We start from the raw sequence: 18,647 nt of genomic DNA, 5'->3' as shown, positions 1-18,647 counted from the left end.
AGCGCCAAGCCGCGATAATCTTGAGAAAAATCCGATACTAGGGCACAATTTATGCGCGGAAGTGGACAGCTATCTCAAGTCCGACCCTGTCGCGCCGAGCGACAGTTCGCGTCGGAGGAGCGGCGTCGATGGATCAGGGGTTCTTTCTTCTGTTCGCTGGGGCGTCCGTAGTCGCGGCTCTGACCTTGGTCCTGGCGCGCAATCCAGTTCACAGCGCATTGGCGCTGATGGCGTGTTTCCTGCAGGTATCGGCGATCTTCGTCTTGCTGGAGGCGCCGTTGCTCGCCGTCATCCAGATTTTCGTCTATGTCGGCGCGATCATGGTCCTGTTCCTGTTCGTGATCATGATGATTGATGTGCGCGAAGCGGTGTTGCAGCGGTTCTTGCCCGGCAGCAACCTGCCTGTTCTGGTGCTGCTCGTCCTGCTTGGGGTCGAGATGCTTGTACTGGTGCTCAGGAGTGACCGCTTTTCGGTCGCGGAGCCCGTCGCAATGCGCACCGGCGGTGAGGTCAGGCAACTCAGCACGACGCTTTTCGCCGACTATCTCCTGCCGTTTGAAGTCGCCTCCGTCATCCTGCTGGCGGCGCTGGTAGGCGCCATCGTGCTGGCGCGGAAGGAGCCGCAGTGATGGTGCCGCTCTGGTGGTATGTCGTGCTTGGAGTGGTCCTGTTCGTGATCGGAGCGGCGGGCGTACTGCTCAGACGCAATATCCTGGTCGTGCTGATGTCGCTGGAGCTGCTGCTCAACTCGGTCAACATCAACTTCATCGCTTTCGGGCATTACTACGACGACTTCCGCGGGCAGATTTTTGCAATCTTCGTCATCGCAATCACTGCGGCGGAGGTTGCCGTGGCCCTTGGCATCCTGGTCGCCCTCGCGAGGAACAAGTCCACTCTCAAGGTCGACGAAGTGACTATGATGAAAGGATAGCCGGTGATATCGATCCGGCCGCTGCTTGCCGTTGCCGTCGCAGTTCTGGCGGCCCTTGCAGTTCTTCTTCTAAACAAGCGCGAGAAACTTCGCGATGCCGTCTCGCCGTTGGCCGCGATCGCCATGTTCGCAATTGTCGCCTCGATGGCGCCCACCGTGCTGGCGGGCGGGACAGTCGATTTGCGCCTGTTCGAGATTCTGCCGGGGATCGACTTCGCTTTCCGTGTCGATGCGCTCGGCATGGTGTTTGCCACCGTCTCGTCGCTGTTGTGGATCGTGGCGTCGATCTATTCCATCGGCTACATGCGGCACTTGAATGAGCATGCGCAGACCCGGTTCTACGCCTGCTTTGCCACCAGCCTCGCGGCGGCGGTCGGGGGCGCCTTCGCCGCCAATCTGTTCACCTTGGTGATCTTCTACGAGGTGCTCAGCCTCGTTACCTATCCGCTTGTCTACCACCACGAGGACGAGGCGGGATGGACGGGCAGCCGCAAATACCTCGTCTATTTGATGGGCGCGTCGAAAAGCGTGCTTCTGGCCGCGCTGGCGTTGACTTATCAAATTGCGGGGTCGCTCGACTTTGTAGCGGGGGGGCTGCTGGCGAGGGCCGACGCGTCGGCGCCGCTGCTGACCGTCGTCTATTTTTGCTATCTCTTCGGCTTCGCCAAGGCCGCGGTGATGCCAATGCACGCCTGGCTGCCGGCCGCGATGGTGGCGCCGACACCGGTTAGCGCGCTCTTGCATGCGGTGGCCGTCGTCAAGATGGGTGTGTTTTGCGTGCTGCGCGTGGTGTTCCACGTCTTCGGCGCAGGGCTGGTGGGCGGGCTTGGGCTCGGCATCGCCACGGCCTATGTGGTCTCGTTCACCATCCTGATGGCGTCCATCTACGCCCTGACGCGGGACGACCTGAAGGCACGGCTCGCCTATTCGACGGTCAGCCAGCTCTCCTACATCGTGCTGGGCGCGGTTATGCTGTCGCCCGTCGCGATGGTCGGCGGGATCATCCATATCGCGGCGCATGCATTCTCAAAGATCACGCTCTTTTTCTGTGCCGGATCGATCTACTGCGCCTCTGGCAAGCGCAACATCAGCGAAATGGCCGGCATCGGCCGCAGGTTGCCTTGGACGATGGGGGCGTTCTTCGTCGGCTCGCTCAGCATGATCGGTGTGCCGCCGGCTGCGGGCTTTATCAGCAAGTGGTATCTGGCGCTTGGCTCGGTGGAGGCCGGGGAGACCCCGTTCCTTATCGTGCTCTTGATAAGTTCGGTTCTGAACGCCGCCTATTTCCTCCCGGTCAGCTATGCCGCCTTCTTCGGGACGGAGGCGCAGGAACCCTCGGCGACTGTTCGTGAAATTCCGATGTTGACGATCCCGCTGGTCGCGACCGCCATCCTCTCGGTAGCGATGGGTATCTTCCCGGACTATTTCCTCGCCCTGGCGGAAAGAGTCGTCAGATGATCAAGCGCGTCGTCGATTTCTTTGGCGATGAGCGACATGCGAAAAGTCGTCGTCGGCTATTCTATCTGGTGCTCATCCTGATCGTCATCGCCGACTTTCTGGTCTTTCGCGAACACGCCGAATACCTGTGGGAGCGGCTGCCTGGCTGGTCTGCCCTCTACGGCTTCGGCTCCTGCGTGCTGCTGATCTTCGTGTCCAAGTTTCTTGGCCATCAGTGCGGGCTGATGCGGCGCGAGGACTATTATGACTGACTTCGTTCATCCCGGCCTGCTGTTCATTCTCGGCGCGCTTCCGATCCCCTTCCTAAAAGGGTCTGTCCGCAAGGCCTATGTGCTGCTGATCCCAACGCTGGCGATCCTGGCCGTACTCACGATGCATCCCGGCGGCTACGGTGCGGCGCGGTTCATCGGGCAGGAAATCATTATTGCGAAGGTCGACAAGTTAAGCATCCTCTTCGCCACCGTCTTCAGTATCATGGCATTGATCGGCATGGTCTATGCGTTGCATTTGACGCACGCAGGCCAGCATGTGGCGGCGTTCGTCTATGCAGGCAGCGCGCTCGGGGTGGTGTTCGCCGGCGACTACTTGACCCTGTTCCTGTTCTGGGAGGGTATGACGTTTGCCTCTGCCTACCTGGTCTTTGCCCAGCGCGGCGATCGGGCGATCCGCGCAGGGTTCCGCTACCTCATGGTCCATATCACCGGCGGCGTTGTCCTGCTCGGCGGCATCATTCTCCATGGGTTCACCGCCGGCTCGCTGCTCTTCGGTCCGATCGAGGGCGGGCTGGGCCTCGCCTCCTGCCTGATCCTTGCCGGGTTCCTGCTCAACGCCGCGGTGCCGCCACTCAACGCCTGGCTGACAGACGCCTACCCGGAAGCCACCGTCACCGGGGCCGTGTTCATGAGCGCCTTCACCACGAAGACCGCCGTCTACGTACTGGCGCGGGCGTTTCCGGGGACCGATCTTCTCATCTGGCTCGGCACTGTGATGGCGCTTTACGGCGTGATCTACGCGGTGCTGGAGAACGATTGCCGGCGGCTCTTGGCCTATCACATCGTCAGCCAGGTGGGCTACATGGTGGCGGGCATCGGCATCGGGACCGAGATGGCGGTGAACGGCGCCGTCAGCCATGCCTTCGCGCATATCCTCTACAAGGCGCTTCTCTTCATGGGTGCGGGGGCGGTGATCCATGTCACCGGGCGGCGCAAGCTCACCGAACTCGGAGGGCTCTACAAAACCATGCCGGTAACCCTTGCACTGTACATGGTTGGCGCCTTCGCGATCTCGGCATTCCCGTTGTTCTCAGGCTTCGTCACCAAGTCGATGGTGGTGGCCGCCGCCGGTCAGGATCATCGCGCGCTGGTGGTGCTGGCGCTGACAATGGCGTCGTCAGGGACGTTCCTGCACACCGGGCTCAAGCTCCCGTACTACATGTTCTTCGGCACGGACCAAGGGCTGCAAGCGCGAGAACCGCCGCGCAACATGCTGGTCGCGATGGGCATGGCTGCGGTGCTCTGCATCGCGATCGGGGTGTTCCCCCAGACGCTCTACGCGCTTCTGCCCCATCCGGTCGGCTTCGAACCCTACACAGGCGTCCATGTCATCGAGAGCCTCGGCGTGCTGATGTTCACGGCATTGGGCTTCGTCATGTTCCTAAGGGCGCTCGACCCCGAGAATACGATCAGCATCGATACCGACTGGTTCTACCGCATGGGCGCGCGGCGCTTTATGTGGCTCGCCGAAAAACCGCTGGCGCGCTACGAGAAGGCGGTGAGCGATGTATCCGAGACCGCGGCGCTGCCCTTTCTGCACGGAATGGCGCGGGCAGGACTGCGGATCGATCTGCACGGCGTGGACGCCTTCGTAAACGGCGTCGCCCGCTCGATCCTGCGCGGCGGCCTGGCGCTGCGGCGGCTCCAGAGCGGCGTCGTGACCCATTACGCGCTGGCAATGGTCGCTGGTGTGATCGCGGCTATCGCCGTATTCGCTGTGGCGTGGCGGTAGGGGGCGCGATGGCGGTCCCTCTGCTTAGCCTCATCGTGTTCACGCCGGCCGTCGGGGCAGCGGCGCTGATGTTTATCCGCAACGACGATGTGGTGCGGTGGACGGCACTGGGTGTCACTGTCCTCGATTTCGCGCTTTGCATCGCTATGCTTGGCGGCTTCGACACCTTTACCCACGAGATGCAGTTCACCGAGACGCGCCCGTGGGTGCCCGCGCTAGGGATCACTTACGCACTTGGCATCGACGGGATCAGCGCACCCTTCGTATTCCTGACCGCGCTGTTGGGCTGGATCTGCGTGCTTGCCTCGTGGGTTGCGATCGACCGCAAGGTGAAGGAGTTCATGGTCAGCCTGCTGGCCATGCAGGCGCTGATGCTGGGCGTGTTCTGCGCGCTGGACCTGTTCCTGTTCTACGTCTTCTGGGAGGCAATGCTGATTCCGATGTACGTGATCATCGGCGTCTGGGGCGGCGACGGCCGGGTCTATGCAGCGTTCAAGTTCTTCCTCTACACGCTGGCAGGCAGCCTCATGTTCCTGATCGGCGTCATCGTGCTGTATTTCCACGGTGGTGAGACCTTCGACATCCGCACCCTGATGGCGCAGGATTTGCCGTTCCAGGTCCAGTCATGGCTGTTCTTCGCCTTCCTGATCGCCTTCGCGGTCAAGGTGCCGATGGTTCCGGTCCATACCTGGCTGCCGGATGCCCATGTGCAGGCACCCACGGCCGGCAGCATCATCCTCGCTGCCGTGCTCCTGAAGATGGGCGCTTATGGGTTCCTGCGGTTCTCGCTGCCGATGCTGCCCGAGGCGACGGTGCACTATTCGACGCTCATGCAGGTCCTTTCGGCGGTTGCCATCGTCTACGGCGGGTTGCTCGCCTTGGCGCAGGACGACCTGAAGAAGCTGGTGGCCTATTCCAGCATCAGCCACATGGGCTTGGTGACGCTGGGGATTTTCACCCTGAACCTCCGTGGGCTCGAGGGCGGCATCCTGCAAATGTTCAATCATGGCGTGACGACAGGCGCATTGTTCCTGTCCGTCGGCCTTATCTACGAGCGGACCCATACCCGCAGCATCGCGGACTATGGCGGGCTGATGAAGGCGGCGCCGGTCTATACGGCGTTCCTTGCACTATTCGCCCTGTCGTCGATGGCGCTGCCGGGAACGAATTCGTTCGTGGGCGAGTTGCTGGTGCTGTCAGGCGCGTTCGCCGCCAACCTGGCCGTCGGCGCTGCAGCCGTTCTGGGGGCCTTGCTGGGAGCGGCCTATCTACTCGGCATGTATAGGAAAGTCGCGCTTGGTCCGGTCAGCATCGGCCTGCGGTTCAAGATCCGTGACGTGAACGCCCGCGAGATAGCGGCGATCCTGCCGCTGGCGGTTTTCGTTCTTTGGCTCGGACTCTATCCGAAGCCCTTTCTCGAGATCGTCGACGCTTCGGTGAAGCATCTTCTGGCGCAGGTGCACGGTAAGGGGGGCACCCAATGACCGCCGCCGCGCTTTTCCAGTCGATTCTGGCGAGCCTGCCCGAGATCGTCGTGGTTACCGGGGCCTGCATCCTACTGATCCTGGGGCAGTTTGTGCGGAAGAGGCAGCAAGATTTCCTGGTCTGGGCTTCAGTCGCGGTCGTGCTGATGGCCGCCTTGGGGACACTGATGCTGGCGGGCGAGGTGCGGCCAGCCTACTCGGGCATGTTCATCGCCGACCGCTTCGCGGTCTTCTTCAAGGTCGTGTTCTACCTGGCCACAGTTCTGACATTCCTTCTTTCGCGAAAATATGCCGAGATCGAAGGGATCGGGAGCAGTGAATACTATGTGCTGCTGCTCTTGGCGCTTTCGGGAATGATGATCATGGCCTCGGCGACCGACCTCCTGTCGATCTATGTAGGCCTCGAATTGATGGTGCTCTGCACCTATGTGCTGACCGGCTTCCTGCGGCAGCAGCAACGGTCGAACGAAGCTGCGCTGAAATACGTAATCCTTGGCGGCGTCTCGACCGGGATTTTCCTTTACGGCGTTTCGCTGATCTACGGGCTCACCGGCACGACGCAGTTGGACAGAATGGCTGCGGCAGTGACCGGTGATCCGCTCGATCCCGGATTGCTCCTGGCTGTGGTCTTTATCGTCGCGGGGCTGGTATTCAAGGTCGGCGCGGTGCCGTTCCACATGTGGGTGCCGGACGTCTATGAAGGCGCACCGACGACGATCACCGCTTTCATGTCGGTGGGCCCCAAGGCAGCGGGGTTCGCCGTGATCCTGCGGGTGTTCCTCAACCCACTGGTCGCAGCCTCGAACGTCTGGATCATCGTCGCGGTCATTGCAGCAGTGACGATGGCGCTCGGCAGTTTCGTGGCGCTGGTGCAGGACAATTTCAAGCGCCTTTTGGCCTATTCCAGCATCGCCCATGCCGGGTTCGCCATGTTCGGCGTGGCGGCCGGCGGCGCGGACGGGGTCGCCAGTGTCATGCTCTATTTGCTGATCTATGCGTTCATGAACCTCGGCATCTTCGGCACCGTCATCATGATGCGGAACGGCGATTTCTCGGGCGAGGTCATCGAGGACTACGCCGGTTTCGCCAAGTCGCATCGCGGGCTGGCGCTTCTGATGCTGCTGTATTTGTTCTCGTTGGCCGGCATTCCGCCGACAGCCGGGTTCTTCGCCAAGTTCTACGTGCTGGTCGCGCTCGTCGAGCGGGGTTTCGTCATGCTGGCGGTGATTGCGGTGCTGCTGAGCGCCGTTGCCGCCTACTTCTACATCCGCATCGTGATGGTGATCTACATGCGCGAGCCGGAGAGCACGTTCGACCCGGCGCTGACGCCCGCGGTCGGCGCCACACTCGCGTTCACCGCTGCCGGCACCATCGGCATCGGCCTATTTCCGGCGTGGTTTCTGAGGCTTGCTCAACATGCCGCAGTTGGCGGCTGATCGATTGGATTTGCAATGATCCGGCCGACGGAATACTCTGGCTGTGGAAGAAAGGAATGCCCAAGTTGCTTCCCAGGGCGCCCGCATCACCGGTCCCAAAGAGGTCGGTAGTGGCCTGAGCAAAGCCCTCGGTGGGTGACCGGGGCTACGCGACGTGACCGGAATGGAGTTCCTGCCGGTTCTTTTCATGGTCGCCGGAATTGTTCTGGTGGCGATGGTTACGCTTTTCATCTCCTCGCTACTGCGCCAATCCAATCCCTATCCCGCGAAGAACATGCCCTATGAATGCGGCATGGACCCGGCGGGCGAAGCCGCCGGAGGCCGCTTCAGGGTGCAATTCTTCATCCTCGCGATCCTGTTTGTCGTCTTCGATGTCGAGACGATGTTCCTCTTTCCCTGGGCCGTTGTCCTGAAAGAGATCGGGTTGGTCGGCTATGTCGAGATGTTCGTCTTCATTTTGCTGCTTCTCGTGGGCTTCGCCTACGCCTGGCTGAAGGGGGCGCTGGAATGGGAGACGTGAACAATGCGATCCGCGACAGCGTGCTGTTCACCACCGCCGACAGCCTGATCAGCTGGAGTCGAAGGTCGGCGCTGTGGCCCGAAACCTTCGGCATTGCCTGCTGTGCCATCGAGATGATCTCGGCGGGGTGTGCCCGCTACGATCTCGACCGCTTCGGCGTGGTGTTCCGGCCTTCGCCGCGCCAGTCCGACGTGATGATCATCGCCGGCACCATAACGCGGAAATTCGCGCCCGTGGTGCGCCGGCTCTATGACCAGATGCCGGAGCCGCGCTGGGTCATCGCCATGGGTACCTGCGCCATCTCGGGCGGGGTCTACAACACCTATGCCGTGGTGCAGGGGGCGGAGACCTTCGTGCCGGTGGACGTGCACGTGCCGGGCTGCCCGCCGCGGCCCGAGGCGCTGATGCACGGCTTCCTTCTGCTTCAGGAGAAGATCAAGAAATCCAGGGCGCTGGCCGGTACGCCCCTGGACCGGGTCGCAGTGCCATGAGCGTGGAGACGTCCCTCATCCGCACCCTGATCGCGGAACGTTTCGGCGAGGCAATCGAGGAGCTTGGCTTCTCGCATGGGATTCACGCTTTCGCCGCTCCGCCTGACACGATCGTCGAGCTTTGCCGGTTCCTGAAGGAACACCCGGCGCTGCGGTTCGATTTTCTGTCCGACATCTGCGGGGTCGATCACTACCCCGAGGCACCGCGCTACGAGGCGGTGTACCACCTCTGTTCGCTACCCAACAAATGGCGCGTGCGGATCAAGTGCCGCCTCGGCGATCCGCCGCGGGTGCCGTCGGTGACTGGGGTCTGGCGCACCGCCAACTGGCACGAGCGCGAGGCGTGGGACATGTACGGGATCAGGTTCGAAGGCCACCCCGACCTGCGCCGGATCTATATGTGGGAAGGGTTCGGGGGCTTCCCGCAGCGCAAGGACTTTCCGCTCCGGGGCTACAGGGACAAGCTGAACCCGTTTGGCGCCGAGGGCCCGCCACCGACGCAGCCCGACCTTGCCACCAAGGACATTCCATAGGGAGGCCGTTCCACACCGGGACTTGAGATGACCGAAGTCACGGAACTGAGCTGGCCCGAAGCCGATGCGCCCCACACCAAGGAGGTGCTTCTCAACCTCGGCCCGCAACATCCCAGCACGCATGGGGTGCTGCGGCTCGTCCTTGAGTTGGACGGCGAATATGTCGCACGCGTGGACCCGCATATCGGCTACCTCCACCGCGGCACCGAGAAACTGGCCGAGAGCTTCACCTACACCCAGATTTTTCCGCTGACCGACCGGCTCGACTACCTCTGCCCGCCCTCGAACAACTTGGCCTTCGCACTGGCGGTGGAGAAGCTCCTGGGCATCGAAGCGCCGATCCGCGCGCAATATATCCGCGTGCTGATGGCCGAACTGGCACGGATCTCCGGTCATCTCCTGATCACTGGCGCCCTCCCGTTGGACCTGGGAGCCATGACCGCGCTCCTTTACGCCATGCGCGAGCGCGAAATGATCATGGACCTATTGGAGATGATCAGCGGGGCGCGGATGCACACCTCCTTCTGCCGGGTCGGCGGTGTGCGCGAGGATCTGCCCGACGGGTTCTTCCCCAAGATCCGTGAGTTCTGCGACATCTTCCCGAACCGGATCCGCGACTATGAACGGCTGGTCGACAACAACCGGGTGTTCCTGAAGCGCACGCAGGGGATCGGCGTGATCTCCGCCGCGGACGGCATCGATCTCGGCCTGAGCGGCCCGAACCTGCGCGCCTCGGGCGTCGACTGGGACATCCGCCGCGACGAGCCCTATGAGATCTACGACCGGCTCACGTTCAACGTCATTACCCGTGATGAAGGCGATTGCTACGCACGCTGGCGATGCCGCGTCGAGGAAATGCGCGAGAGCGTCCGGATCATCGAGCAATGCCTTGACCAGATGCCCGACGGGCCGTTCCAGATCGACATGCCGACAATCGCCTTCCCGGTGGACAAGGATCGGGTCCATTGCTCGATGGAGGCGCTGATCCAGCATTTCGACCTGTCGGCCTATGGGTTCAAGGTGCCAAAGGGCGAAGTCTACTCCGCGATCGAGGCGCCAAAGGGCGAACTCGGCTTCTACATCATCAGCGATGGGTCGCCAAAACCGTTCCGCATGAAGGTCCGGGCACCCTCGTTCGTCAACCTTCAGGCACTCTTTGGGGTCACCAACGCGCACTACCTGGCGGACATGATCGCCGTGCTCGGCAGCCTCGACCCCGTGATGGCGGAGGTGGACAAGTAGCAGGGATTTGAACGCGATGACCATGCGCGAAAAGATCGAAGAGGCGGCGGCGCGATATCCCGACCAGCGCTCGGCGATCATGCCTGCGCTTCTGATCGCGCAGAAAGAACGTGGCCACCTGCCCGGCCCGGTGCTGGAAGAGGTCGCCGACATCCTCGGCGTCGAGCGAATCTGGGTCTATGAACTGGCGACCTTCTACACCCTCTTCCATACCGAGCCGGTCGGCATTTTCCACCTGCAGCTCTGTGACAACGTCTCCTGCATGCTGCGCCGATCCGAGGACCTGCTGAGGCACCTGGAAGAGGTGCTCGGCATCAAGAAAGGCGGCACGACCCCGGACGGGCTATTCACGCTTTCGACCGTCGAATGCCTGGGCGCTTGCGAGATGGCGCCGGTGATGCAGGTCGGCGACGACTATCACGGCGACCTCGACGTCGCGCGGATCGACGCGCTCCTGGACAGGCTGCGCGCGACGGTGCGGCAGGCGACCGGCGCCGATCTCGCCACCGCAGGACCGCCGGGAGAATAGCGCCATGTTCGAACCGGTCCTGCTCAGGAACGTGGACGTGCCGGATGGCCATCTGCTCGCGACCTATGAGGCCGGCGGCGGCTACCAGGCGCTGGCCAAGGCGCTGCGGGAGCACACGCCCGACGAGATCATCGACCTCGTCAAGAAATCCAACCTGCGCGGGCGCGGCGGAGCCGGATTCCCAACCGGGCTGAAATGGAGCTTCGTGCCAAAGCGTGCCGGCAAGCCGAAATACCTGTGCTGCAACGCTGACGAGGGCGAGCCGGGCACATTCAAGGACCGGATCATCATGGAGCGTGACCCGCACCAGTTGATCGAAGGCATGGCGATCAGCGCCTACGCGATAGGAGCGGAAACCGCCTATGTCTATATCCGCGGGGAATACACGCTGGCGATCCGGCGGCTGGAAAGGGCGATCGCCGAGGCCCATGCGAAGGGTTATCTGGGACCACGTATCCTGGGTTCGGATTTCAGCTTCGTCATGCACATCCATTGCGGCGCCGGTGCCTATATCTGCGGCGAGGAGACCGCGATGCTCGACTCGCTCGAAGGCAAGCGGGCGCAGCCGCGTCTGAAACCGCCGTTTCCGGCGGTCGAAGGGCTCTACGCCAGCCCGACCGTGATCAACAACGTCGAGACGCTGGCCTGTGTACCGCATATTGTGGCGAGAGGGCCGGACTGGTTCCGCGGCATCGGCCCGGACAAGAGCCCCGGCCCGAAGCTCTATTGCCTCAGCGGACAGGTGCGGAAACCTGGCCTTTACGAGCTGCCGATGGGGATACCGCTGCGCGAACTGGTCGAGGACTGCGCCGGCGGACCGCTACCTGGGCGCAGGCTCAAGGCGGTGATCCCAGGCGGGGTCTCGGCGCCGCTAATCCCGGAGCGCGGACTGGACGTCGGGATGGACTTCGACTCGCTGGCCGCCGCCGGCTCGATGCTCGGCTCGGCCGGGGTGATCGTGATCGACGACTCGACCTGCATTGTCAAAGTCGCCACCCGGATCATCGAGTTCTTCCACCACGAGTCCTGCGGCAAGTGCACCCCCTGCCGCGAAGGGCTGAACTGGGTCGTGAAAGTGCTGCGCCGGGTCGAGGCGGGCCAGGGCGCGCCAGGCGACCTGGAACAGCTGGAGGCGCTCTGCAAAGGCATTTTCGGCAACACGTTCTGCGCTCTCGGCGACGGCGCGGCGATGGGCCTGCGGGCGGCACTGGCGCATTTCGAGCATGAATTCGTCGCCCATATCGAGGAGCGGAGGTGCCCGTTTCACTGAGGAGGACGCAGCAAGAGGACCGCGAGGAAAGCCATGGTAAGCGTCACAATCGATGACCGAACGCTGGAAGTGGAGGCCGGCTCTACGGTGCTCCAGGCGGCCGAGCGTTTGGGCATCGACATCCCGACCTTCTGCTATCTGAAGCGGCTGCCGGCGCTGGCCTCCTGCCGCATGTGCTTGGTGGAGATCGAGGGGCAGCGGCGGCTACAGCCTGCTTGCGCCACAGCGGTCACCAACGGCATGGTGGTGCGGACGAACACGCAGCTGATCGACGAAACGCGCTCTTCCATGCTCGACATGCTGCTCGCCAACCACCCCCTCGACTGCCCGATCTGCGACAAGGGTGGCGAGTGCGAGCTTCAGGACATGGTGATGGCGTACGGGCCCCGCGCAAGCCGGTTCCGCGACGCCAAGCGCGTGTTCCACTCCGAGGACATCCGTCTCAGCCCGGTCATCATCATGAACGTCAACCGCTGCATCCAGTGCCAGCGCTGCGTCCGGATGTGCGAGGAAGTCGTCGGCGCGGTCGCCTTGGGCACCGTTGAAAAAGGCATGGATACCGCGGTCACCGGCTTCGAGGGCAGTCTCGCGAGCTGCGATCAGTGCGGCAATTGCGTCGAGGTCTGCCCGGTCGGCGCGCTGATGAGCTTCCCCTATCGCTACAAGGCGCGGCCCTGGGACCTGGTCGAGACCGACACGGTCTGCCCGCATTGCGGCACCGGCTGCCAACTGACGGTCGGCGCCCGCAAGGGCGAGTTCATGCGGGTCCGCTCGAAGGTGGAGCACGGTGTCAACCGCGAAACGCTATGCGTGCGCGGGCGCTTCGGCCTCGACTTCGTCGGGAGCGAGGACCGGATCAAGCGGCCGATGATCCGTCGCGACGGGGTCCTGGTTCCGGTTTCCTGGGACGAAGCCGGGGACTACCTCCGCCGGCGGCTGGCGACCGTCGCCGGCAAGGCCGCAGGCGGGCTAGCCTCGCCGCGCCTGCCGAACGAGGTGCTCTATCAGTTCCAGAAGCTGATGCGGACGGCATTCCGGACCAACAATATCGACTGCTCGTCGCGCTGGTCCACGCCCTTTGAGACGCTTGGCCCGTTGGTGGCCGCCTTCTACACTCGCGCGCCGCTGGAAGAGGTGATCGGCAACGACTGTGTGCTTGTCGTCGGTGGCAACGTGACCGACGAGAACCCGGTCACCGAATATTTGCTGCGAGACGGTGCGCGGCGGCGACAGACCAGGTTGCTCATGCTCTCGGCGCGGCCATCCCGTCTGGACGCCGATGCGCGGGCAGTCGTTCGCGTGCCGCCAGGCGGTGAGGCTCAGGGCCTTGCCGAGGTGGTGGCCGGACTGGGGGCGGCTGGTCAGGCATTGCCGGGCGACGTTTTTGCGCACATCGGCGCGACAACCGACGGGCCAGCAGCGGGCACCGACAGTGACGGTCCGAACCGCCTGGCCGCAGCGCTGCTGGAATGCCGGAGCGTCACTGTGCTTGTCAGCGCCGACCTCCTGAGATCGCCCCGAGCGTGCGCGACGTTGCAGCAGCTCAACAACCTTTTGCAGGTTCTCCGCGCACTCGGCAAGGGCCTGGCGATGCAGTTCCTCTTCGACCGTGCCAACCAGCTGGGCGCCTGGGACATGGGCGTTCTGCCGACGGCGCTGCCGGGGCTACGCGCGCTCGCCAATGATGCGGCGCGCACAACTCTCGAACGAGCCTGGGGCGCCGAAATTCCGTCTGAACCGGGCGCGGATTTCGGCGCCATGCTGGAGCTGTGTGACAGGAAGCAAATGGGTGCGCTCTATGTCGCCGGAAGCGACCCCCTGATGTCCTATCCTGACCGGAAATTTGTGCAGCGATCGCTTCGTGCCGCCGATCTCCTGATCGTGCAGGACGCGTTCCTCACGGATACGGCGGGCCTGGCGGATGTCGTGCTGCCCGCGGCGAGTTATGGCGAGGAATCCGGCACGTTCACCAACAACGAAGGCCGGACCCAGAAGGTCTGCAAGTTCCGCGAACCCGCCCTCGAGGCGCGGGACAATCTGGCGATATTCGACTTCATTGCGGCGCTTCGTGGCCAAGCCTTGCGGCCGTCGATCCAAGGCGAAATCTTCAGCGAGGTTGCCCGGCTGGTTCCGGCCTACCAGGGGTTGACGCAGGACGGGCTTGGCGCCGACGGAGCATTCACGAAGGCGGCTCTTGCGCCACCGGCTGGCGAGTTCTTCGCCCTCCCGCCTGCCCCCATTGCAGCCGACCGGCTCATGCTGGTCACCGGCAACTGCCTGTTCCACAACGGATATCTTTCCGAGCGCTCGGAGGTCCTGAATACGGTCGCGGATGACCCATATGTCGAGATGAGCGCGCGGGATTCGGCGCAGCTTGGCCTTTCGGATGGCGATCGGGTGGTGGTGCGATCCGCCCAAGGCGAACTGACGGCGAAGCTCAAGGTCAACAAGCGTTTTCCCACAGGCCTCGTGTTCGTTCCCGAAAACTACAGATCCCTGCGTCTCAACAGCCTGCTGCGGCGGGGCGAATACCCATGTCCGGTGGACGTTCAAATGGCGCACGCGGCCTTCGAGATCGCCGCTGTCGCCGGGGTTGAGGCGCGGCCTGAGAACCTGGGCTAAGGCCCTACGAACTTCCCCGTCGGCAACCTGCCCCTGACTCTGTGCGTTGATCCGACGTCGTCAGTGATAACCGGTCCCGGCGATGTAATCGTACAGCACCTGCTCGTTGTTCATCAATTCGTCGAGCCGATGCTTGACCACGTCTCCGATGCTTACGATGCCGACAGGGGCACCGCCGTCCATGACCAGCACATGGCGCGTGCGCCGTTCGGTCATGATCGCCATCACCGACGGTAGCAAATCCTGTGTCGAACAAGTCGCCACACTGCGGTTCATGATCTCAGCCACCCGCATCATGGGCGCCTTGGTCCCGTGTTCAGCAACTGCGTTGCAGCAGTCCCGTTCCGACAGCGTGCCTATGCAATCCCCGGGGAAACGGCTGACGACCACGAAGCCGATATTGTTCTCCCGGAACAGCCGTAGCACTTCCACCATCGTCTGACCCGGAGTGACCGAAATGACCTCAGGTGCCTTAATCTTCAAGATTTGGCAGACCAGCATATGAGCCTCCTGTCTGCGCGCTCCGGTTTGCCAGCCGGCGCGCCTTCACGTTCGTCGAATATTCCGCCACCAGTTGTACCCCCGCGGCTCGCTCGTCTCGACCAGCACGTCCTGTTCAGTGTTCAGGCGTGCGGCGACCACGCCGCCCCCGGTCGTCGCCTTGCCCGGCTTGCCGAGCAGATCGTCACGGCCGATCACCAGGTCACGCGAGGAAAAACTCGAGAATTCGTACTGTTGGCCAAGCGCGATCGCGTCCGCCGGACAGGCGTCCTCACACAGCCCGCAGAATAGGCACCGGGCCATGTCGATCTCGAATTTTGCCGGGTGCCGGTTGCCCTTCTCGTCCTCGTAGGGGACGACTTCGATGCAGTCGCAGGGACAGATCCGCGCGCAGAGTTCGCAGGCTACGCATTTGATCTCGCCCTCTTCGTCGCGCTTCAGGAAGTGATGCCCGCGGTAACGCGAATAGGGCAACCATTTTTCCTTATCGGGATACTGCATGGTCACGGGTCTGGAGAACATGTAGCCGAAGGTCAGCGCCAAGGCGTTCGACAGATCGGCGAAGAACGCCCAGCCGATCCATATTCCAGTTCTGTCCAGTACGCGCGACATTGTCGCCTCGTTGCAGCCCCTAAAGGAAAGCAACACCGGTTATGATTATGTTCGCCATCGACAGAGGAAGCAAGACTTTCCACCCGATCGCCATCAGCTGGTCATAGCGGTAGCGCGGGAAAGTGAAGCGGAACCAGATAAACACATAGACGAAGAACGCGACCTTGAGCACGAACCAGAGGAGCGGCGGCAACGGGACCAGCACGCCGTTCCAGCCGCCGAAGAACAGGATCACCGCCAGGACCGATGTCAGAAGCATGATGGCGTATTCACTGACCATGAAGAACGCAAAACGGATACCGCTGTATTCGGTATGGAACCCGGCCCCCAGGTCGCCTTCCGCTTCCGCCAGGTCGAACGGAATGCGCTGCGCTTCGGCCAGGCCGGCGACGAAGAACACGAAGAACCCGACCGGTTGGTAGACGATGTTCCAGACATGGGCCTGCGCCCGCACGATCTCGAGCAGGCTCATGGATTGCGCCAACATCACCACGCCGATGACCGCGAACCCCATCGGGATCTCATAGCTGATCATCTGAGCGCAGGTCCTGAGGCTGCCCAGGACAGCGTATTTGCTGTTCGCCGCCCAGCCGCCGAAGATGACGCCATAGACCTCGATCCCGATCACCGCAAAGACGAAAAGGAGCGCAACGTTCATGTTGGAGACGTAGAGGGTGATCTCGGCACCGCGGATCGAGACGGTTTCGCCGAAGGGGACCGCGACGAACACAACGAAAGGCGGGGCGAGCGCCAGGATTGGCGCCAATTTGAACAGGAAGCGGTCGGCTTCGGCAGGGATGTTGTCTTCTTTGGTCAAGAGCTTGACCCCGTCCGCCACCGGCTGCAGCAGCCCATGCCATCCCACACGCATCGGCCCCATCCTCTGCTGGATGTGCCCCGCGATCTTGCGTTCCAGCCAGGTCAGGGGCAAGGGCAGCAGCAGCAGGATCGCAATCAGCAACGCGACCTTGAAGACGATCAGCCCGAGAGCAACGACAAGTTCCATGATCCGAGGCCACTCGTTCAACGGGACGAGACCCGCGACCCGATTAGCACTGCACAGTCGTCAGGCTGCGCGGGCGTGGCAATCGCCAACGGCGGCGCAACTTGTGCAATGGTATCACAGCCTTACCGTCACTGGCTACGATCTGTGCCGCTCGGCGCTTGAACGGGACGGCAGGGCGAGGAACTGGAATTGAATATTGTCTCGTACATTTTCGATGGAGCGCTTATCCTTACGCTCGATCAAAGGTGAAGCTCGCGTCGGAATGCAGCCTCAAGGCGATGCCCGCGCCTGCTACCAGTTCTGACTGGCATCTGGCGTTTGGCGACGAGTGCTGCGTGGCGCGGCAATAGCGTCAGAGGCGATCCATGCAGCTCACTTCAAACAGCTTTGCGAACGGTACGACGATCCCGCGGCGTTTCACTTGCGACGGTCAGGACCTTTCCCCGCCGCTCGGCTGGTCCGGCGTTCCGGCAGGAACCCGCAGCTTTGTCCTTCTCTGCGATGATCCTGACGCTCCGGCGGGGATCTGGCATCACTGGGCGGCCTATGACATTGCGGCCGATTGTGTAGAGCTGGCCGAAGGCGCTGCCCAGCACGCCGGCAAGCAAGGCTTCAAGCAGGCAACCAACGATTTCCGGCGACCGGGCTACGGGGGTCCCTGCCCACCGCATCGCCACGGCCCACACCACTATCACTTCCGGCTGCTTGCGCTGTCGATCGATCACCTGCCGCTCGGCAACGACCTATCGTGTCAGGGGGTCGAACGAGAAGCGCGCAAGCATCTCCTCGCCGAGGCGGTTCTCGTCGGAGTGTATGAGCGATGAGGTCTTCGCTCGTATGAACTCTGGCAAGTTGAGGAAGGCCTGCGGGTCATCAGCGACATCACTGATCGCAATGGCCCCGGCCGATACGCGTCATGCGGATCTTTCTCTGTGGCGACGTGATGATAGGGCGAGGCATAGACCAGGCGCTTCCATATCCGTGTGACCCTCGTCTTCATGAGCGCTATGTGCAATCGGCCATCGACTATGTCCGGATGGCGAACCAGCCGATACCGACGCCCGTCGACTTGCCCTACATCTGGGGCGCAGCGCTGCAAGAATTGAAGCGGGCGCGGCCGGATGCCAGCATCATAAATCTCGAAACCAGCATTACGCGCTGCGACGCCTATGTCGCCAAAGGCATCAACTACAGGATGAGCCCAGAGAACGCCGGCTGCCTCGTCGCCGCGGGGGTCGACTGCTGCGTGCTCGCTAACAATCACGTTCTTGATTGGGGGCGCGCTGGGCTGCTGGAGACCCTGGCGACGCTCGAGCGTTTGCGAATCAAGACCGCGGGAGCGGGGCGCAATACCGCCCAAGCGAGCGCCCCGGCGATTTTGGCAGACACCGGTGCGGGGCGCGTACTTGTCTTTTCGTTCGCCTCGCAAACAAGCGGCGTCCCCCGACATTGGGCGGCGACGCATGATCGAGCCGGAGTGAACTTTCTACCTGCGCTTTCCGATGCGACCGTCGCAGCGATCGCCGATCTGGTGGCCGATGTCCGACGAGAAAATGATGTGGTCGTGGTCTCCCTTCATTGGGGACCAAACTGGGGCTATGACATCGCCGAGGAGCAAAGGTGGTTCGCCCACGAACTGATCGACAGGGCCGACATATCCATCGTTCATGGCCATTCATCGCATCATGCCAAATCCATCGAAGTGTATAAGAACCGCCTTATTCTCTATGGCTGCGGTGACTTCCTGAATGACTATGAAGGCATCAAAGGCCACAGGGAATTCCGGTCCGACCTCGCCCTGATGTATATCGCTGACCTTGGTCCTGGAAGGAATCTGGCCGCGCTCGAACTGGTGCCCCTCCAGATCCGCCGCTTCCAACTCATCCAGGCAGCGAACGGGGACGTTGCCTGGTTGCAGCAGACCCTGGATCGAGAAAGCCGCCAGTTTGGCACCCGCGTTGGAACTGCGCCGGGAGGGAGGCTTGCGCTGTCCTGGCCGACAATGTGA

The 18,647-nt window shown here is 62.6% G+C and carries 19 protein-coding genes; 16 read left to right on the top strand and 3 right to left on the bottom strand.

Going from position 1 to position 18,647, the window contains the following annotated elements; genetic code table 11:
- Nucleotides 1-128 precede the first annotated feature (128 nt).
- The 14 genes from AC4FWB_RS25835 (at nt 129) to nuoG (ending at nt 14,520) form a co-directional block, all read left to right on the top strand.
- Entirely contained in the window at nt 129-629 is a 501-nt protein-coding gene (locus AC4FWB_RS25835; protein ID WP_491029063.1) for an NADH-quinone oxidoreductase subunit J, read from the top strand.
- Nucleotides 629-931, top strand: a complete 303-nt coding sequence (gene nuoK, locus AC4FWB_RS25830; RefSeq protein WP_292109789.1) for an NADH-quinone oxidoreductase subunit NuoK — start codon at nt 629-631, stop codon at nt 929-931. The genes AC4FWB_RS25835 and nuoK overlap by 1 nt, the downstream gene beginning before the upstream one ends.
- A 3-nt stretch (nt 932-934) precedes the next feature.
- Nucleotides 935-2,389 carry a monovalent cation/H+ antiporter subunit D family protein gene (locus AC4FWB_RS25825; protein ID WP_491029062.1) on the top strand — a complete coding sequence of 485 codons (1,455 nt, stop codon included), beginning with the start codon at nt 935-937 and terminating at the stop codon, nt 2,387-2,389.
- Complete coding sequence (locus AC4FWB_RS25820) at nt 2,386-2,640, top strand: hypothetical protein (RefSeq protein WP_491029061.1); 255 nt, start codon at nt 2,386-2,388, stop codon at nt 2,638-2,640. Before AC4FWB_RS25825 ends, AC4FWB_RS25820 begins: the two co-directional genes overlap by 4 nt.
- A complete protein-coding gene (locus tag AC4FWB_RS25815; protein ID WP_491029060.1) occupies nt 2,633-4,393 on the top strand; it encodes a Na(+)/H(+) antiporter subunit D in 1,761 nt (586 codons plus the stop codon). The genes AC4FWB_RS25820 and AC4FWB_RS25815 overlap by 8 nt, the downstream gene beginning before the upstream one ends.
- Before the next feature lie 8 nt (nt 4,394-4,401).
- Nucleotides 4,402-5,877, top strand: a complete 1,476-nt coding sequence (locus AC4FWB_RS25810) for an NADH-quinone oxidoreductase subunit M (RefSeq protein ID WP_491029059.1) — start codon at nt 4,402-4,404, stop codon at nt 5,875-5,877.
- Nucleotides 5,874-7,313 carry an NADH-quinone oxidoreductase subunit N gene (locus AC4FWB_RS25805; RefSeq protein WP_491029058.1) on the top strand — a complete coding sequence of 480 codons (1,440 nt, stop codon included), beginning with the start codon at nt 5,874-5,876 and terminating at the stop codon, nt 7,311-7,313. Before AC4FWB_RS25810 ends, AC4FWB_RS25805 begins: the two co-directional genes overlap by 4 nt.
- 154 nt (nt 7,314-7,467) lie before the next feature.
- Nucleotides 7,468-7,833: an NADH-quinone oxidoreductase subunit A gene (locus AC4FWB_RS25800; protein ID WP_491029057.1), complete on the top strand. Its 366-nt coding sequence runs from the start codon at nt 7,468-7,470 to the stop codon at nt 7,831-7,833.
- Nucleotides 7,821-8,324 (top strand): NuoB/complex I 20 kDa subunit family protein, encoded by a 504-nt coding sequence (locus AC4FWB_RS25795; protein ID WP_491029056.1) that lies wholly within the window; start codon nt 7,821-7,823, stop codon nt 8,322-8,324. The genes AC4FWB_RS25800 and AC4FWB_RS25795 overlap by 13 nt, the downstream gene beginning before the upstream one ends.
- Nucleotides 8,321-8,857, top strand: a complete 537-nt coding sequence (locus tag AC4FWB_RS25790; RefSeq protein ID WP_491029055.1) for an NADH-quinone oxidoreductase subunit C — start codon at nt 8,321-8,323, stop codon at nt 8,855-8,857. Before AC4FWB_RS25795 ends, AC4FWB_RS25790 begins: the two co-directional genes overlap by 4 nt.
- Nucleotides 8,858-8,884: 27 nt before the next feature.
- The gene (gene nuoD / locus AC4FWB_RS25785; protein WP_491029054.1) at nt 8,885-10,099 is read left to right on the top strand and encodes an NADH dehydrogenase (quinone) subunit D; all 1,215 of its coding nucleotides are present in this window, start codon (nt 8,885-8,887) and stop codon (nt 10,097-10,099) included.
- A gap of 16 nt (nt 10,100-10,115) precedes the next feature.
- Nucleotides 10,116-10,628, top strand: a complete 513-nt coding sequence (gene nuoE, locus AC4FWB_RS25780; protein WP_491029053.1) for an NADH-quinone oxidoreductase subunit NuoE — start codon at nt 10,116-10,118, stop codon at nt 10,626-10,628.
- 4 nt (nt 10,629-10,632) lie between these two features.
- Complete coding sequence (gene nuoF / locus AC4FWB_RS25775) at nt 10,633-11,898, top strand: NADH-quinone oxidoreductase subunit NuoF (protein WP_491029052.1); 1,266 nt, start codon at nt 10,633-10,635, stop codon at nt 11,896-11,898.
- Nucleotides 11,899-11,931: 33 nt separating this feature from the next.
- Nucleotides 11,932-14,520 carry an NADH-quinone oxidoreductase subunit NuoG gene (gene nuoG / locus AC4FWB_RS25770; RefSeq protein WP_491029051.1) on the top strand — a complete coding sequence of 863 codons (2,589 nt, stop codon included), beginning with the start codon at nt 11,932-11,934 and terminating at the stop codon, nt 14,518-14,520.
- A gap of 60 nt (nt 14,521-14,580) precedes the next feature.
- Here the strand turns inward: nuoG and AC4FWB_RS25765 are convergent, their stop codons facing one another.
- Genes AC4FWB_RS25765 through nuoH form a run of 3 tightly spaced genes read right to left on the bottom strand, consistent with a single transcriptional unit; the run spans nt 14,581 to nt 16,639 of the window.
- Complete coding sequence (locus AC4FWB_RS25765) at nt 14,581-15,021, bottom strand: CBS domain-containing protein (RefSeq protein WP_491029050.1); 441 nt, start codon at nt 15,019-15,021, stop codon at nt 14,581-14,583.
- Nucleotides 15,022-15,066: 45 nt separating this feature from the next.
- Entirely contained in the window at nt 15,067-15,633 is a 567-nt protein-coding gene (locus tag AC4FWB_RS25760; RefSeq protein ID WP_491029049.1) for an NADH-quinone oxidoreductase subunit I, read from the bottom strand.
- Nucleotides 15,634-15,652: 19 nt separating this feature from the next.
- Complete coding sequence (gene nuoH, locus AC4FWB_RS25755; protein ID WP_491029048.1) at nt 15,653-16,639, bottom strand: NADH-quinone oxidoreductase subunit NuoH; 987 nt, start codon at nt 16,637-16,639, stop codon at nt 15,653-15,655.
- Nucleotides 16,640-17,004: 365 nt separating this feature from the next.
- Between nuoH and AC4FWB_RS25750 the strand changes: the two genes are divergently transcribed.
- Together AC4FWB_RS25750 and AC4FWB_RS25745 are read left to right on the top strand one after the other, a co-directional pair.
- A complete protein-coding gene (locus AC4FWB_RS25750; protein ID WP_491029047.1) occupies nt 17,005-17,463 on the top strand; it encodes a YbhB/YbcL family Raf kinase inhibitor-like protein in 459 nt (152 codons plus the stop codon).
- Nucleotides 17,464-17,555: 92 nt separating this feature from the next.
- Complete coding sequence (locus tag AC4FWB_RS25745; RefSeq protein ID WP_491029046.1) at nt 17,556-18,647, top strand: CapA family protein; 1,092 nt, start codon at nt 17,556-17,558, stop codon at nt 18,645-18,647.

Source organism: Mesorhizobium sp. LEGMi-168a, assembly GCF_058312955.1.
This window is presented reverse-complemented; position numbering and strand designations above follow the sequence as displayed.

Excerpts from the sequence above, each read along its gene's own strand:
- AC4FWB_RS25835 (WP_491029063.1), top strand. The coding sequence starts at position 129 with ATGGATCAGGGGTTCTTTCTTCTGTTCGCTGGGGCGTCCGTAGTCGCG.
- nuoK (WP_292109789.1), top strand. The coding sequence starts at position 629 with ATGGTGCCGCTCTGGTGGTATGTCGTGCTTGGAGTGGTCCTGTTCGTG.
- AC4FWB_RS25820 (WP_491029061.1), top strand. The coding sequence starts at position 2,386 with ATGATCAAGCGCGTCGTCGATTTCTTTGGCGATGAGCGACATGCGAAA.
- AC4FWB_RS25815 (WP_491029060.1), top strand. The coding sequence starts at position 2,633 with ATGACTGACTTCGTTCATCCCGGCCTGCTGTTCATTCTCGGCGCGCTT.
- AC4FWB_RS25810 (WP_491029059.1), top strand. The coding sequence starts at position 4,402 with ATGGCGGTCCCTCTGCTTAGCCTCATCGTGTTCACGCCGGCCGTCGGG.
- AC4FWB_RS25805 (WP_491029058.1), top strand. The coding sequence starts at position 5,874 with ATGACCGCCGCCGCGCTTTTCCAGTCGATTCTGGCGAGCCTGCCCGAG.
- AC4FWB_RS25795 (WP_491029056.1), top strand. The coding sequence starts at position 7,821 with ATGGGAGACGTGAACAATGCGATCCGCGACAGCGTGCTGTTCACCACC.
- AC4FWB_RS25790 (WP_491029055.1), top strand. The coding sequence starts at position 8,321 with ATGAGCGTGGAGACGTCCCTCATCCGCACCCTGATCGCGGAACGTTTC.
- nuoD (WP_491029054.1), top strand. The coding sequence starts at position 8,885 with ATGACCGAAGTCACGGAACTGAGCTGGCCCGAAGCCGATGCGCCCCAC.
- nuoE (WP_491029053.1), top strand. The coding sequence starts at position 10,116 with ATGACCATGCGCGAAAAGATCGAAGAGGCGGCGGCGCGATATCCCGAC.
- nuoF (WP_491029052.1), top strand. The coding sequence starts at position 10,633 with ATGTTCGAACCGGTCCTGCTCAGGAACGTGGACGTGCCGGATGGCCAT.
- nuoG (WP_491029051.1), top strand. The coding sequence starts at position 11,932 with ATGGTAAGCGTCACAATCGATGACCGAACGCTGGAAGTGGAGGCCGGC.
- AC4FWB_RS25765 (WP_491029050.1), bottom strand. The coding sequence starts at position 15,021 with ATGCTGGTCTGCCAAATCTTGAAGATTAAGGCACCTGAGGTCATTTCG.
- AC4FWB_RS25760 (WP_491029049.1), bottom strand. The coding sequence starts at position 15,633 with ATGTCGCGCGTACTGGACAGAACTGGAATATGGATCGGCTGGGCGTTC.
- nuoH (WP_491029048.1), bottom strand. The coding sequence starts at position 16,639 with ATGGAACTTGTCGTTGCTCTCGGGCTGATCGTCTTCAAGGTCGCGTTG.
- AC4FWB_RS25750 (WP_491029047.1), top strand. The coding sequence starts at position 17,005 with ATGCAGCTCACTTCAAACAGCTTTGCGAACGGTACGACGATCCCGCGG.
- AC4FWB_RS25745 (WP_491029046.1), top strand. The coding sequence starts at position 17,556 with ATGCGGATCTTTCTCTGTGGCGACGTGATGATAGGGCGAGGCATAGAC.